This window comes from Allobosea sp. FG18, assembly GCF_057809495.1.
On the sequence record NZ_JBMDKB010000005.1, the window covers coordinates 129,597 to 144,651 of the forward strand.

Genomic DNA, 15,055 nt, shown 5'->3' on the forward strand with positions numbered 1-15,055 from the left:
GATGACCGATACCGCTCAGCTCAACACCCTCGCCTCCGTCTCCGACGAACGGCCGGTGCGGCCGGCGCAGAACTGGTTCGGGCTGCTCAAGCCCTATATCGGCTCGCCCTTCAACGCCGTCGTCACCTTCGCCTGCCTCTGGCTGATCTACCGGCTCATCACCGGCGCCTGGGGCTGGCTCGTCACCCGCGCCATCGTCGAGGGCGGGCCTCAGACTTGCAAGGCAGCGACCGGCGCCGGCGCCTGCTGGCCGTTCCTGGCGGCGAAGCTGCGCTTCATGATCTTCGGCTTCTTCCCCTATGACGAGCACTGGCGCCCGGCTCTCGCGGTGCTGCTTTTCCTCGGCGCGATGATCTATTCGATGATCCCGCGCTTCTGGTCGCGCCGCCTGCTCTGGCTCTGGCTGGCCGTCGTCGTCATCTGCGGCGTGCTGATGTATGGCGGCGTTTTCGGCCTCCAGGTGGTCAACACCACGAACTGGGGCGGCCTGCCGCTCTCCTTCATGCTCTCCTCGGTCGGGCTCGCCTTCGGCTTCGTGCTCGGCGTGCTCTTGGCGCTGGCGCGCTCGTCCAAGCTGCCGGCGATCCAGGTCATCGCCATCGTCTTCATCGAGATGGTGCGCGGCGTGCCGCTGGTCTCGATCCTGTTCATGGCCTCGGTGATGCTGCCGCTGTTCATGCCGGATGGCGTGACCATCGACAAATTGCTGCGGGCCCAGGTCGCGATCATCATCTTCGCCGGCGCCTACATCGCCGAGACGGTGCGCGGTGGCCTGCAGGCGGTGCCGAAAGGCCAGCACGAGGCGGCGGCCTCGCTTGGCCTCGGCTACTGGCTGTCGATGCGCAAGATCGTGCTGCCGCAGGCGCTGAAGATCGTGATCCCGCCGCTGGTCAACATCTTCATCGGCTTCTTCCAGGACACGACGCTGGTCACCATCATCGGCCTGCTCGACTTCCTCGACACGGTCCGCTCGGCGATGCGCGATCCGGTCTGGCAGGGCATCGCCGTGCTGGAAGGCTATATCTTCGCGGCGCTGGTCTATGCCGTGTTCAGCTACGGCATGGGCTCCTATAGCCGCTTCATCGAAAGGCGCCTGAAGACCGACCACAGCCACGGCCGGCACTGAGAAGCGCTTTTGGAGTCACTTCGCGGGCGCTTCTGCGTCCGCGCAATGTTCCAGCAAACCGCCGCGCCGACCACTCCCGATGATTCTCATCGTGGAGATCGGACGATGCTCTTCAGCCCCGATCGGTCGGCAGCCCTCGCCGGCCGCGCCCTGCATGCCTATCTCGACCTCGTCAGGCGAACGACACGCTTCAAGCCGATCATCCCTGGCGCCCGCCCCTGGGAGCGCAACCGCGAGCCCTTCATCGCCTTGACCTGGCACGGCCAGCAGATGCTGACCTTCGCCGCACTGCAAGGAGCTTCGCGCGTCGCGGTCCTGACATCCCTGCATTTCGACGGAGCGGTCGTAAGCTCTGCGGTCGAGCGTGCCGGCTTCCGCAGCATCCGCGGTTCCGGCACGCAGACCCCTGCCAAGATCGCAGCAAAGCGCGCTGTCCCCGCCTTCTTCGAGATGCGCGATGCCCTGCGCCAGGGCACGAGCCTGATGCTCACGGCCGATGTCCCGAAGGTATCGCGCGTCGCCGGCAAGGGCGCGGTACAGCTTGCCCGTGCGACCGGCCGGCCGATCTATCTCTTCGCGGCCGTCACCAGCGCGCGGGTCGATCTCGACAATTGGGACCATGCCAGCATCGCCCTGCCTTTCGGGCGCGGCTGCGTCCTATGGTCCGAGCCTCTCTATGTGCGCAAGGCCGCCGACGATCGCGAAATCGGCCTGATCGCCATGGATATCTCCGAGCGCCTCGACGAGCTCCATGCGACCGCCCAGCGCAACATCGGCCGCGAGCGCTGACTCCGCTCCTCGCCTTAGCGTCGGCCGGGCAGCGCGCAGCCTCCGGGCGCCCCGCAGATATCCGCCGGTGGGCGCAACGTCTCCGGCTCGCCGCCGGGCTCGATGCGGATGCGGCTGAGGTCGCCGGAAAGCCTGAGGCCCAGGCCGGACGAGATCAGCACGATCCGCGCCCGGCTGGAGGCCAGGATCGTCGCATTCGCGCCGGCGAGGAAATGGGCGCTGCCGCCGAGGCTGGCATAGGTGCCGAACACGTCCTCCTGGCGGTCGAGCCCGTAGACCAGCATGATCACCCGCCCGTAATCGGCGCCGAGCCCGATGCCGACCGAGAGTGCCGACCAGACCACCGGCATCGGAATCCCGTCCGAGAACCGCAATTCGCCGCTGCCATGCCGCCCGCCGACCACGAAGGAGCCGCTGAGCTCGCCGCCGACGATATAGGCGTTCGGCTCCCCGAACAGTGCGAGCGAGCGCTCGATCGGCACGCTGACCGTCTTGGAGGCCGTATCGAACACCCCCTCGACCAGCCGGGCGATGTCCTGCCGCGACGCGGTCGGCAGCTGGCCGGGCCGGATGTCCTCCCGCAGCGGCACGCTCTGCGCGAAAACCGTCGCCTGTGCCTGCGCGATGGCGAGCAGGACCGCCAGCACCAGATGGCGCAGCCGGAACCCTCCCGCCATGGCGCGCAGCGCTTGCATCAGGCCCGGCGATCCGTGAGGGGGTTGAACGACAAGGGTGATACGGTCCATGCAGAGCCCGGCAGGGCGACGCCCCCGGCCCGAGAAGCCATACCCGCACAGAGGCTCCGTGACGACCCGCAACGTTGAAACCGTTTCGATATCCCCTGCGTCGAAACGCTCGCGGCTGTTGACGGGTGGCCGGCAATGACCTCGCTCTCGCGCGCCCTCACCATCCGGCTGACGCTGCTCGGCACCGTTCTGTTCGTCGCCTTCATCGCGGCCGTGCTCGCCTTCACCTTCATCACCGAGGACCCCGGCGTCCTGCGCAACGATGTCACCTCCCAGATCATTCGGCAAAGCGTGCGTCCGTCCGGCAGCGCCGCGCTGCAGGTCGAGAAGACGCCGGGCCTCCTGAAGATCGAGCAGGCCAGCCCGCTGCTCTGGTATCTGGTCTCCGATGGACGTTCCGTCGTCGAGTATGCGCCAGAATTGCGGCCGGGCCTGCCGATCGACATCCGGCTGGACGGCCCGACCATCGCCGCGCAGATGCGGGTCGGCGGCGATAATGCGCTCTCCGTCGACGTGGCCGAGCAGGACGGCAGCCGCATCCTCGTCGCCACCGGCGGCGGCCGGCCGGGCTGGGATGTCATCATCGGCTATTTTCTGCGCGCCATCGCAGGCTCCGCGGCGGCGATCTCGGTCGTGTTCGGGATCATGATCGCGGCGGCCATCGCCATGTCGGTCTCCTATATCTCGAGCCGGCTGCGCAGCGCGGCCGAGGCTGCCGCCCGGATCGACCCGCGCGCGCCGCGCGGCCTGCTGCCGACGGAAGAGACGCCGGTCGAACTGATGCCCCTGACGACCGCGCTCAACTCGGCGCTTGACCAGATCGCGGGCAACATGGAGGTGCAGCGGCGCTTCATGAACAATGTCGCGCATGAGCTGCGCACCCCGCTCGCGGTGATGCGCACCAAGGTAGATTCGTTGACCGACGAGGCCGCGCGCCTTGCGCTCACGACCGATGTCAGCCGCCTCACCACCATCGTCTCCTCGATGCTGCAGCTCGCCCGCCTGCACAACACCGAGCTGCCCTTCGAGCCGCTGCGCCTGAACGCGTTGGCGCGCGACGTGCTCGCCGATCTCGCGCCGCTCGTGCTCAGCAACGGCATCGGCATCGCACTCGAGGAGGACGGCGCGCGCGATGTCCTGGTCGCGGCCAACGAGGCCACCGCCCGCGCGGCGATCGCCAACCTCATCGACAACGCGTTGCGCCATGCGCAGGCGCGCTCATCGATCCTGGTCCGGGTCATCGACGGCAATGTGCCGGAGGTCAGCGACGACGGGATCGGAATTGCGGCCGCCAAGCGCGCGCAGGTGACCGAGCCGTTCAACCGGATATCGCCGCATTCGACCGGAGCGGGGCTTGGCCTGACGATCGTGCGCGACATCATGGCCGCCCATGGCGGCACGCTCGATCTCAGCGACACCGAAGGCGGCGGCACCACGATCCGCCTGCTCTTCCGCACGGTGTAGTGGGATCGCATGCTGCAACCCGCTGTGTAGAAGCCCGATCACAACAGCTTCGCGCCGCCTTTGTCATTCCGGGGCGCGCCGCAGGCGCGAACCCGGAACCCACGACCGGGTGAGAGGCCAAGAGTTCGGTTACGAGCCGCCAACCCAGTCGTGGGTTCCGGGCTCTTCGCTGCGCGAAGCCCCGGAATGACAAGGGTGGTGCGAACCATGCGCTAGAACGCCGGCTCGGCCTTCTTCAGGATGTAGCCGATGCCACGCAGGGAGGTGATCTCGACATCAGCGCCGGCATCGCGGAGCTTGCGCCGGAGCCGCGATATCTGCGCTTCCAGCGTGTTCGACTCGATCAGGTCGTCGAAGCCGTAGACCGCCTCGATCAGCACGTCGCGGGTGACGACGCGGCCGGTGCGCTGCACCAGCGCCTCCAGGATCAAGGCCTCGCGCCGGCGCAGGTCGAGTGTTTCCGTCCCGACCGAGGCATTGCGGCCTTCGAGGTCGAGCGAGAGATTGCCCGCATTGAGGACGAGCGAACGCTTCGGATGGCGCCGCCGTGCGAGAACGCGAACCCGTGCGATCAATTCGCCCGGTTCGAACGGCTTGACCAGATAGTCGTCGGCGCCGCCGTTCAGGCCCTCGATCACATCGGACTTGGCGTCGCGCGCCGTCAGCATCAGGAAGGCCGGGCGGTTCTCGGTCTTGGCCATCGCCTTGACGATCGACAGCCCATCGCCATCGGGCAGCCGCCGGTCGACCACCGCGATATCGAAGGGCGCCGTCCGCAGGGCCGCGAGCGCGGTCTCCACGCTATCCGTGCGATCCACGACCATCCCGGCATTGCCGAGCAGGAGCGAGAGATAGGACATGAGCTCCGGCTCGTCCTCGACAATCAAAGCGCGCATGTCACGTCCGTGGTGATGCATGGATGGAACGTCATGTCGGACAAGGGACAACAAATCCAGACATCGCGCTCCATCCATGCCCGGTTGCGGCCGGCGCGACAGCGACGCACGCGCGATACCGCAACCCGAACCGGACCGGCTGACGGGCCGGCCCGGAACCTTCGCGATCAGAACCGGTAGTTCAGGCCGGCCTTGACCAGATGCTCGGTGACGCCGACCCGCGTGCGGGTGTTGCCGAGCTGGAAGTTGTCCTTGCCGAGCGAGACGTAGTTGTACTCGACCTTGGCGGAGAGATTGTCGGTGATGCCGTATTCGGCGCCGGCGCCGACGACATAGCCGGTCTTGCCGCGCGTCTTGGAGACAAGGCCGTCGCTGGCCTTGATGCTGCCATAGGCGAGACCACCGGTTCCGTAGACCAGCAGGCGGTCGAAGGTGACGCCGGCGCGCGCCTTCAGCGTCCCGACATAGCGCATGTCGGCGCTGGTGCCGCCGCCACGCTTCGAGCCCTTGCCGAAGCCGTTCATCGACAGGTCGCTTTCAACGCCGAAGAGCATCGTGCCCATATGGACGTTGTAGCCGACCTGGCCGCCGAACAGCACTTCGTTGCGGCTCTTCTTGCTGACGCCGTTGAAGCGATCGAAGCCGCCGCCGGTATGGGCGCCGACATAGAAGCCGTTCCAGTTATAGGCGCGCGGCGCCGTATAGGCCGGCCATTCCTGGGGCCGCTGCCGTGCCCGATCGGCCGCCTCGGCGGGCAACGCGAACAGGGCCATCAGGCCGAGAGCGGCCATCGGAAGGATACGAGACATCGACTACTCCTTGCGGGGCTCCTCGCCGCCGACACATCTGCCAGCCGATTCGGCTCCGTGGGTCGGAGCGGGCCGGCATGCGCAGATTGCGGGCGAAGATTACGGCAAGGTTGCCCATTCAGGCGGCAATGGCGGCCGGAGCGGAACGATGTCGAAAAAGGCCCCGCCCCCAGGGGGCGAGGCCGGATCGGAGTGCGTCAGAGAACCGGCGCGGCCTGCTTGCCGAGTTCCTCGGCCGGCGGAATCCGGCCGCCCTCGAACCAGTAGGAGGCAGCGGCGCGGGACATCGCCGCCCCGTCATGGCCGATGCCGGCGACCGTGAGCAATTGCCAGTTGCAGGGCACGCCGAGGCGAGCGGCTTCGGTCTTGCCGAACGCCAGCATGTTATGGGCACGGCCATAGCGATGCGGTCCCTGCGCCAGCGCCTCGGGCTGCGACGGCAGGTTCGGATCGTCGGTGGCAATGTCGCGATCCCCCGCGAAGAGGATCATCGGATAGCCGAGCCAGCGCGTCAGCGCCGCCTTGTCGAGGCCGATTCCGCCGAGGCCTTCCGGGAAGTTCCGTTCCGGCGTCGGCAAGGTGTACCAACCGGGATTGGAGGCCATCGCCGCCTCGAACGGCGCGCCGCCTTCCGTCGCCAGCATGCGATGCACGAACTGGCCGCCGGCCGAATGCCCGAAGATGCGGATGACCGGCTTATCGATCACGCCCGCAGCGCGCAGCGCATCGAGCACGCGGCCGGGCACCGCGTAGAGCCACGCGGCGCGCGGCGCGATCTTGCCCTCTTCAGAGACGACCAGGCCGTTATTGTAGCCTTCGGCCTTCGGGAAAGGCTCGTTCGGGAAAGTCGGCGCGACGATCAGGAGGTTGTGCTTCTCGGCCGCATCGATCCAGAAATCGCGATATTCGTCGCCGTTGCGCAGCATGCCGTGCTGCACGACGATGACCGGATCGTTCGGCTGATGCCGCGCCGGTCGGTAGCAATTGACCTCGAGCGGCTTGTCCGGATTGCTGACGTCGATGAAGGGCAGCGTGCTGCGCCCGATCGGCGGGTTCAGGGTCTTGGTGATCATGCGGCCTCCGGAGCCTAGATCATCGCGCGTCCGATCGGACGCGATAACGATGATCTATTCTATTGGAACCGCATCGGATTTTTCCGAAAAGTGGATTCCACTTTTCGGTCCGATGCTGGTGTGCAGATGGCAGGCGGCGCTGCGGCCGGGCGCGACCTCGGTGAGGACAGGCCGGACCTCGCGGCAGACGGGCATCGCCTGCTCGCAGCGCGGATGAAACGGGCAGCCCGGCGGCGGCGCCAAAGGCGAAGGCAATTCGCCCTTGAGCGGCTGGAAGGCGCGCTTGCGCCGAGCCGCCGAGGGGATCGCCGCGATCAGCGCCGCGCTGTAGGGATGCGCCGGCTCCGTGAATATCTCCGCCGCCGTGCCGACCTCGACGATGCGGCCGAGATACATGATCGCGACACGGTCGCTGATATGGCGGACGAGACCGAGATCATGGCTGACGAAGAGATAGGTCAGGCCATGGCGCTCGCGCACATCCATGAACAGGTTGATCACCTGCGCCTGGATCGAGACGTCGAGCGCCGAGACCGGCTCGTCGCAGACGAGGAAATCCGGCTTCACGGCGAGCGCCCGGGCGATGCCGATGCGCTGGCGCTGCCCGCCCGAGAACTGGTGCGGATAGCGTTCGCGATAGGCGAGATCGAGCCCGACCTCGCTCAGCGCCTGGTCGACGGCCCCATCGATCTCCGCCTTGGGCAGGAGCTTGTGGACGCTCAAGGCCTCGCCGACGATGCGGCTGACCTTCATGCGCGGATCGAGCGAAGCGTAGGGATCCTGGAAGATCATCTGGACCTTGAGCAGGAAATCGAGGCGTTCCTTGCCCTTCAGGCCGACAACAGGACGCTGCTCATAGACCACCTCGCCGGCCGTCGGCTTGAGGATGCCGGTGACGACACGCGCCAGCGTGGACTTGCCGCAGCCGGATTCGCCGACGAGGCCAAGCACCTCGCCACGCTTCACGCTGAGATCGATGCCGTCGACGGCGCGCAGCACCGGCGGCGCCTTGCCGCGCCCGGTCGCCATCAGGATGCGTTCCGCCAGCGTCGGCTTGCGACGGAAATGCTTGGTGATGCCCTTGAGCTCGATAATCGGGGCGCTGGTCTGGGTGGTTCTCGAAGCACTCATGCGGCTTCTCCAACCGGCACCGGATTGTGGCAGCGGAAGCTGCGGGTGCCCTCGCCCACGGCTTCAGGATCGCGCTCGGCGCAGACCGGCTGGACGCGCGGGCAGCGCGGACGGAACGGGCAGCCGCTCGGGCGGGCGTCGATGCGCGGCGCGACGCCGTCGATCTGATTCAGGCGCTCGCCCGGCGCGACATTAGCCGCCGAGGAATTGAGCAGGCCGAGCGTATAGGGATGGCGCGGCGCGTCGAGCACCTCGTCGACCGGCCCGATCTCGACGACGCGGCCGGCATACATCACCGCCACCCGGTCGGCGAGTTCGGCCACCACCGCGAGGTCGTGCGTGATCCAGAGCACGGCCGTGCCGGTCTCGCGGGCGAGCTTCTGCACCTCGAACAGGATCTGGCTCTGGATGGTGACGTCGAGCGCCGTCGTCGGCTCGTCGGCGATGATCAGGTCGGGCGCATTGAGCAGCGCCGTCGCGATCGCGACGCGCTGGCGCATGCCCCCGGAGAACTCGTGCGGGAACTGCTTGAGCCGCGCCTCGGGCGAGGAGATACCGACGCGAGCCAGCGCCTTCGCGGCCTCGCTGAGCGCTTCCTCGCGGCTGCAGCCCCGATGCTCCAGGATCGCCTCGCTCATCTGCTCGCCGATGCTGAGCACCGGGTTCAGCGTCATCAGCGGGTCCTGGAAGATCATGGCGATGCGGTCGCCACGCAGATCGCGCAGGCGCTCCTCGCTCGCCGCGCGCAAATCCTCGCCGCCGAAACTGATCGTCCCGGCGACGATCTCGCCGGGCGGGTCGATCAGCCGGATCAGCGAGAAGCCGGTCACCGACTTGCCGGAGCCGGATTCGCCGACCAGCCCCAGCACCTCGCCACGCGAGACGCTGAGATCGACGCCGTCGACGGCAGGCCAGGCGCCGTCGAGCGCGTGAAACACGGTCCTGAGGCCACGGACCTCGAGCAAGGGGTCGGTTCTGAGATCACTCATGAGCGCACGTTGAAGCTGCGGCGCAGCCGGTCGCCGACGAGGTTGAGCGAGCCGATCAGCAGCACCAGCGCGATGCCGGGGAAGACCGCGATCCAGTATTCGCCGGAGAGCAGGAACTCGAAGCCGTTGGCGATGAGCAGGCCGAGCGACGGCTGCGTCACCGGCACGCCGACACCGAGGAAGGAGAGTGTCGCCTCCAGCGTGATCGCGCCGGCGATGCTGATCGAGGCGACGACGAGCACCGAGCCGACCGAGTTCGGCAGCAGATGCGCGATCATGATGTGCCGGGTCGGCAGGCCGAAATTCAGCGCGGCCTCGATATATTCCTTGCGCCGCTCGACCAGCGCGGAGGCGCGCATCAGGCGCGCGTATTGCGCCCATTGCACCAGCACGATGGCGAGGATGACCTTGTCGACGCCGCGCCCGATCGAGGCCAGCAGCACGAGCGCGATCAGGATCGAGGGGAAGCCGAGCATGAAGTCGACGACACGCATGATCACCGCATCGACCACGCCACCGAACTGCGCGGCGACGAGCCCGGCCGAGATGCCGATGAACAGCGCGCCCAGCGTCGCGGTGAGACCGACCATCAGGCTGGTGCGCAACCCGTAGAGGATCGCGCTCAGCATGTCGCGGCCCTGCGAATCCGTGCCGAGCCAGTAGGTCATGCCGCTCATCGCGGTCTCGCCCGGCGGCAAGCGGTTATCCATCACGCTGAGCGCGGCGAGGTCATGCGGGTTCTGCGGCGCGATGACGGGCGCGAGCAGGGCCAGTGCGACCATGATGCCGAGCAGGATCGCGGCGCCGCGCGTCGTCGGCCGGTTGCGGATGCGGCGCAGCACCTTCTCGCGGAGCGGCGTGTCGGCATAGGCCGGGATGGCCGGGGCTTTCGCCGGGGCGGTCATGCCATCTCTCCCGTCAGCTTCACGCGCGGGTCGAGCGCGGCATAGAGGATGTCGACGAGAAAGTTCACGGTGACGAAGAGCAGCGTCGCCAGCAGCACATAGGCGACGACCACCGGCCGATCGAGCTGGTAGACTGAGTCGATCAGGAGCTTGCCCATGCCCGGCCAGGCGAAGACCGTCTCGGTGATCGTCGAGAAGGCGACGAGGCTGCCGAACTCGATGCCGACAACGGTGACGACCGGGATCAGGATGTTGCGCAGCACATGCCGCCCGACGACGCGGCGCGGTTTCACGCCCTTGGCGCGCGCGTATTTCACATAATCCTGCGTCATCGCCTCGGTCGTGCCGGCGGCGACGAGGCGGATCATGAGCGCCATCTGGGGGATGGCGAGGTTGATCGCCGGCAGGGCGAGATGGCTAAGCCCGTCCCAGGTCAGGAGGCTGGTCTGGATGCCCAGGACCGAAACCGTCTCGCCGCGCCCGGCCGTCGGCAGCCAGCCGAGCACGACCGCGAAGAGCAGGATCAGCATCATGCCCTTCCAGAAGCTCGGCAGCGAGAAGCCGAGGATGGTGCTGCCCATGATGATGCGCGAGGGACGGCTGTCCGGGTCAAGCCCGGCATAGAGCCCGAGCGGCACGCCGGTAACGATGGCGAGTGTCATCGAGAGCAGAACGAGCTCGAAGGTCGCCGGCAGGCGGCCGAGGATCAGCTCGATCGCCGGCACGCCATGCACGAAGGAACGGCCGAGATCGCCCTTCAAGGCGTTGCCCATGAAGACGAAATATTGCTGCCAGACCGGCAGGTCGAGACCCAGCCTCCGGACCAGCGCCTCGCGCTCGGCCGCGCTGGACGAGGGCGAGACGAGCAATTCGATCGGGTCGCCGATGCCGTAGACGGCGAAGAACACCACGACCGAAACCGCGAGCAGCACGAGCACGCTCTGGATCAATCGCTGCAGGATATAGGCGGTCATGGCGTTCGACCGGCTCCACTCAATGGTTCGCGGGCCGCCCTCGACGGGCGGCCCGGCTTGTCGATGACCTGGCGGTCGGTGGCTTACTTGGCTTTCGGCTTGACCGACATCGCCAGCGTGTACTGGTCGGCACGACCCACGAGGTCGAGATCGGACTTGAAGGCCCAGATGCCGCTTTCGAAGTGCAGCGGGATGAAGGCATTGTCGGCCAGGACGAGCTTGCCGGCCTGCTGCAGCAGGTCAGAGCGCTTGGCATCGTCGAGCGTGGTGATCGCCTCGCGAATCAGCTTGTCGAACTGCTCGTTCTTGTAGCCGCCATAGTTCGATCCGCCGATCGTCTTGGCCTCGTTCGGAGTCGGCGGCCACTGGCGCAGGAAGGAGGCCGCCTCGCCGGTGGTGGAGCCCCAGCCGCCGATCGCGACGGAGAATTCCTTCTTGGCGCGGCGCGGGAAGTAGATTGCGCGAGTCATGGCGTCGACCTCGGCCTTGATGCCGACCTGGGTCAGATACTGCGCGACGGCCTGGGTGATCTGGCTGTCGTTGATATAGCGGTCATTGGTGGTCGAAAGCGTGACCTGGAAGCCCTTGGCATAGCCGGCCTCGGCCAGGAGCTTCTTCGCCTGCGCAGGGTCATAGGCCTGCTTCGGCGGGTTCGGCAGCGTGCCGAACATGCCGGTCGGCAGGTACTGGTAGGCCGGCTCGGCCGCACCGTCCATGATGCGCTTGACGATGGCGTCGCGATCGATGGCGAGCGACATCGCCTGGCGCACGCGCGGGTCTTTCAGCGGGTTCTTGCCGTCTTCGGACTTGACGAACGGGCTCTGATCGCGGGCGACGTCGAGCTGGAAATAGACGACACGGGTCGAGGGCGTGACGACATGGCCGAAGCGCTTGTCGTCCTTGATCCGGCCGAGATCGCGCGCCGCCGGGTTCTCGATCACGTCATAATCGCCGGCGAGCAGCCCGGCGAGTCGCGGACCGGCATTGGTGACGGGCAGCAGGCGGACGGTCGCCCAGGGCTCGGCCTTGCCCCAATAGCTCGGGCTGCGCTCGAGCTCGATCGCCGAACCACGCACATAGGACTTGAGCTTGTAGGGACCGGTGCCGACGGCGAGCGTGCCGTCATTGAAGCCGGTCACCGTCGGCCAGGGGCCGGTGACGCCGCAGTTCTTGGCGATGTCATAGGTGATCGGGCCATGTTCGACGATCGAGGCCGAGAGGATGCTGAGACCCGAAAGCAGGTTCGGCAGCAGCGGCTCGGGCTCCTTCGTATTGATCACCAGTGTATGGGCATCCGGCATCTCGACCGACGCGAAATTGCCGGTCACGTCGGCGAAGGAATCCGAGACCTTGGTCTCGTTCTTCAGCGTGCGGCAGAAGGTGAAGACCACGTCCTCGGCGACGAAGGGCTTGCCGTTGGTGAACTTGACGTCCCGGCGCAGCTTGAAGGTCCAGCGGTTCTTGCCGTCGTTCTCCCAGGAGGAAGCAAGATTGGGATGCAGCTGCTGCTTCTCGTCCTGCTTGACCAGCGAATCGAAGATGTGCTGCGCCAGCGCATTGTTCGGCGTCAGCTCATGGTAATGCGGATCGACCGCCGTCGGCTCCGAGGACAGCGCAATGCGCAGCGTCTGCGCCGAGACGGCCGTGCCGGCAAGGCAGGCGGCCGCAAAAGCCGCGAGGAAAATGGGTTTACGCATGATCAGGTCCGCTCCCGGTTGAGAACCGCTTTTGACAGCTTTATTTTCGTCTAGTAGCAAACATGAAAATTTTCGAACGTCAATCGGGTAGCCGCGCATGTCACAGGGCCTGAAGCCGACGACGGATCTTTCGAACCGGATCGCCCAGATCTACCCCTCGCTCAGCAACGGCCATCGCCGCGCCGCCGACTTCGTGCTGCAGCACCCGCTCGACGTCGCGACCATGACGATCGAGGGGCTGGCCGATGGCAGCGGCACCTCCAACGCGACGGTCACGCGCTTTGTCAGGGCGCTCGGCTACGCCAACTACAGCGAGTTCCGCAGCGGGCTTTCCGCCGCCCTGAAATTTGCCCATGACCCGGTCGACAGCTTCGCCGGCGCCCGCTCCGCCGCCGGCTCGACCTTTGCGACCTTCACCGCCGCCCTCGCCGACCAGAACGCCAATCTCCAGGAGGCTCGCGACGGGCTCGACGAGGCTTCCGTGACGAAGGCCGTCGAATTGCTGCTGAAGGCGCCGCGCGTCTTCATCGCCGCCTCCGGCGCCAGCCACCATGTCGCCTCCTTCCTGGAGGACGGGCTCGCGCTCTATCTCGATGCCGATGTGATCTTCGCGTCATCGCGCACCGGCCCGGAACGTGCCATCCGGCACATGATGTCGGCGAGGCCCGACGATCTCGTCGTCGCGATCTCGGTGCCGCGCTATTCCCGCGCCACGCTGGACCTCGCGACCTTCGCCAAGAAGCGCGGCGCTTCGCTGCTCGCCCTGACCGACAGCCCGACCTCGCCGCTCGCCCCCGCCGCCGACGTCACCCTCTTTGCTCCGGCCCGCAGCCGCCTGCTGCCGAACTCGCCGACCGCGGTCTTCGCCCTCGCGGATGCGCTCATCGCCGCCGTCGCACGCGAGCGGCCGGATGCGGTCGAGGCGCTCAAGGAGCTCAGCGAAAGCCTGCTCTGGACCTTCCACCAATAGGTCGCCGGAGGCTCACGCCGCCCCGATGCGTGCCGATGCGAAGCGCTCGCGCAGCCAGCGTGCCGCCGGCCCGCAGGGGCGCTGCTTGTGCCAGACCATTTCCAGCGCCACCGGCAGGTCGAAATCGTCGAACTGGAGATCGGGCGTCACCAGATCGGCCGTCACCGGCGAATTCGCGATGACATAGCTGGAGACGAAGGCCCAGCCGATGCCCTGTTTGACCAGTTGCAGGATCACCCAGTGGCTCTCGACCCACCACACCTCGGCGGCAACGCGCAGGCGCTGCTTCTCCGGCCCATCGCCGCGCGCCGCGACGAGGATCTGGCGATGGCGCTTCAGCTCCTCCCAGTCGACGCGGGTGCCGGCCAGCGGATGGCCCTTGCCGCAGACGAGCTTGATCGGCACCCAGCCGACCGTCTGGAAGCCGAGTTCCGGCGGCAGCGCCTCCTGGCGCCACATCACCCCGATATCGGCCTGCCCAGCGAGCACGAGCTGGCTGACATCCTCCATCAGCGGGAACAGCAGCTCCAGCTCGACATGCGGAAAATGCCGCGCGAAATCGGCGAAGAGCGTGCCGAGCAGATGCTCGGGATAGAGTTCGTCGATGGCGACGACGAGCCGCGTCTCGACATGACTCTCGAAGCTGCTGGCGACGCCGATCAGATGCGCGCGACGGTCCAGGATCACCTTCGCCTCGCGAAGCAGGCGCTCGCCCGCCACGGTCAGCACCGGATTGCGCCCGGCCCGGCTGAACAGCGCGACGCCGAGGTCCTCCTCAAGGTTGGCGACCTGTGTGCTGATCGCCGACTGCGCCTTGCGCAATGCCCGCCCCGCCGCCGAGAAGGAGCCCTGTTCGGCCGCTGCGACGAAGGCTTCGAGCTGCTCGAAGGAGAGATTCATCTATCTTGTATCCAGATGCGACCTAACTTGAATCATCCAGTTTTGGCGATAGAAGGCAGCGCGTCAACAAGATCAGACGACAGGTGTTTCGAATGTCCATGCGCTCCTTCCCCGACCGGATTCGCCATACGGTGATGTTCGAGGTGATCGGGCTGGCGCTGGTGATCCCCGGCGGCGCCATGCTCTTCAACCTGCCGGCGACCCATATGGGGGTGATCGGCGTCGGCTCGGCCACCGTCGCGACGCTCTGGAACTTCGTCTTCAATCTCGGCTTCGACCACGCGATGCTTCGCTTCGCCGGCCACACCCGCAAGAGCCTGGGGCTGCGCGTGCTGCACGCGCTGCTGTTCGAAGGCGGGTTGCTGGTCCTGCTGCTGCCGCCGATGGCCTGGTATCTCGGCATGGGTCTGTGGCAGACCTTCGTAATGGACCTCGCAATCGTGGTTTTCTACGTGGTCTACGCCTTCCTCTTTAATCTGGCCTATGACCGGGTCTTTCCGGTCTCGGGCAATGAGCAAATGGCGATCGCCTGAAACGCTCGCTGAGCGGGATACATCGCGATTGCGAAAAGGCCATGCCGCGCTTG

15 protein-coding genes are annotated in these 15,055 nt (G+C 66.8%); 5 read left to right on the forward strand and 10 right to left on the reverse strand.

Annotation, left to right across the window (positions count from 1 at the left end; translation table 11 throughout):
- Position 1 precedes the first annotated feature (1 nt).
- Together ACODTJ_RS07735 and ACODTJ_RS07740 are read left to right on the forward strand one after the other, a co-directional pair.
- Positions 2-1,126, forward strand: coding sequence for an amino acid ABC transporter permease (locus ACODTJ_RS07735; protein WP_454654774.1), 1,125 nt, complete (start codon positions 2-4; stop codon positions 1,124-1,126).
- Between the two features lie 105 nt (positions 1,127-1,231).
- On the forward strand, positions 1,232-1,915 hold the full coding sequence (locus ACODTJ_RS07740; RefSeq protein ID WP_454654772.1) for a lysophospholipid acyltransferase family protein: 684 nt from the start codon (positions 1,232-1,234) through the stop codon (positions 1,913-1,915).
- A 14-nt stretch (positions 1,916-1,929) separates the two neighbouring features.
- Here ACODTJ_RS07740 and ACODTJ_RS07745 read toward each other — a convergent pair whose 3' ends face one another.
- Positions 1,930-2,610, reverse strand: a complete 681-nt coding sequence (locus tag ACODTJ_RS07745) for an EipA family protein (protein WP_454654771.1) — start codon at positions 2,608-2,610, stop codon at positions 1,930-1,932.
- A 186-nt stretch (positions 2,611-2,796) separates the two neighbouring features.
- On the opposite strand from ACODTJ_RS07745, the gene ACODTJ_RS07750 reads away from it, so the two are divergent.
- A complete protein-coding gene (locus ACODTJ_RS07750) occupies positions 2,797-4,125 on the forward strand; it encodes an ATP-binding protein (RefSeq protein WP_488848061.1) in 1,329 nt (442 codons plus the stop codon).
- Between the two features lie 212 nt (positions 4,126-4,337).
- On the opposite strand, the gene ACODTJ_RS07755 is transcribed toward ACODTJ_RS07750, so the two are convergent.
- The 8 genes from ACODTJ_RS07755 to ACODTJ_RS07790 all read right to left on the reverse strand — a co-directional run bounded on the left by ACODTJ_RS07755 (position 4,338) and on the right by ACODTJ_RS07790 (position 12,599).
- Positions 4,338-5,021, reverse strand: coding sequence for a response regulator transcription factor (locus ACODTJ_RS07755; protein WP_454654768.1), 684 nt, complete (start codon positions 5,019-5,021; stop codon positions 4,338-4,340).
- Positions 5,022-5,188: 167 nt separating this feature from the next.
- Positions 5,189-5,830, reverse strand: a complete 642-nt coding sequence (locus tag ACODTJ_RS07760) for an outer membrane protein (RefSeq protein WP_454654767.1) — start codon at positions 5,828-5,830, stop codon at positions 5,189-5,191.
- 197 nt (positions 5,831-6,027) lie between these two features.
- Positions 6,028-6,903 carry an alpha/beta hydrolase family protein gene (locus ACODTJ_RS07765; protein ID WP_454654766.1) on the reverse strand — a complete coding sequence of 292 codons (876 nt, stop codon included), beginning with the start codon at positions 6,901-6,903 and terminating at the stop codon, positions 6,028-6,030.
- 54 nt (positions 6,904-6,957) lie between these two features.
- Positions 6,958-8,034, reverse strand: a complete 1,077-nt coding sequence (locus ACODTJ_RS07770; RefSeq protein ID WP_454654765.1) for an ABC transporter ATP-binding protein — start codon at positions 8,032-8,034, stop codon at positions 6,958-6,960.
- Complete coding sequence (locus ACODTJ_RS07775; RefSeq protein WP_454654763.1) at positions 8,031-9,023, reverse strand: ABC transporter ATP-binding protein; 993 nt, start codon at positions 9,021-9,023, stop codon at positions 8,031-8,033. Before ACODTJ_RS07775 ends, ACODTJ_RS07770 begins: the two co-directional genes overlap by 4 nt.
- Positions 9,020-9,928 (reverse strand): ABC transporter permease, encoded by a 909-nt coding sequence (locus ACODTJ_RS07780; protein WP_454654761.1) that lies wholly within the window; start codon positions 9,926-9,928, stop codon positions 9,020-9,022. The genes ACODTJ_RS07775 and ACODTJ_RS07780 overlap by 4 nt, the downstream gene beginning before the upstream one ends.
- Positions 9,925-10,902, reverse strand: coding sequence for an ABC transporter permease (locus ACODTJ_RS07785; protein WP_454654760.1), 978 nt, complete (start codon positions 10,900-10,902; stop codon positions 9,925-9,927). Before ACODTJ_RS07785 ends, ACODTJ_RS07780 begins: the two co-directional genes overlap by 4 nt.
- 83 nt (positions 10,903-10,985) lie before the next feature.
- Entirely contained in the window at positions 10,986-12,599 is a 1,614-nt protein-coding gene (locus ACODTJ_RS07790; RefSeq protein WP_454654759.1) for an ABC transporter substrate-binding protein, read from the reverse strand.
- 97 nt (positions 12,600-12,696) lie between these two features.
- On the opposite strand from ACODTJ_RS07790, the gene ACODTJ_RS07795 reads away from it, so the two are divergent.
- Positions 12,697-13,569, forward strand: a complete 873-nt coding sequence (locus ACODTJ_RS07795) for a MurR/RpiR family transcriptional regulator (RefSeq protein ID WP_454654758.1) — start codon at positions 12,697-12,699, stop codon at positions 13,567-13,569.
- A 12-nt stretch (positions 13,570-13,581) separates the two neighbouring features.
- Here ACODTJ_RS07795 and ACODTJ_RS07800 read toward each other — a convergent pair whose 3' ends face one another.
- The gene (locus tag ACODTJ_RS07800) at positions 13,582-14,469 is read right to left on the reverse strand and encodes a LysR family transcriptional regulator (RefSeq protein ID WP_454654757.1); all 888 of its coding nucleotides are present in this window, start codon (positions 14,467-14,469) and stop codon (positions 13,582-13,584) included.
- Positions 14,470-14,567: 98 nt separating this feature from the next.
- On the opposite strand from ACODTJ_RS07800, the gene ACODTJ_RS07805 reads away from it, so the two are divergent.
- A complete protein-coding gene (locus ACODTJ_RS07805) occupies positions 14,568-15,002 on the forward strand; it encodes a PACE efflux transporter (RefSeq protein WP_454658927.1) in 435 nt (144 codons plus the stop codon).
- Positions 15,003-15,055: the final 53 nt, after the last annotated feature.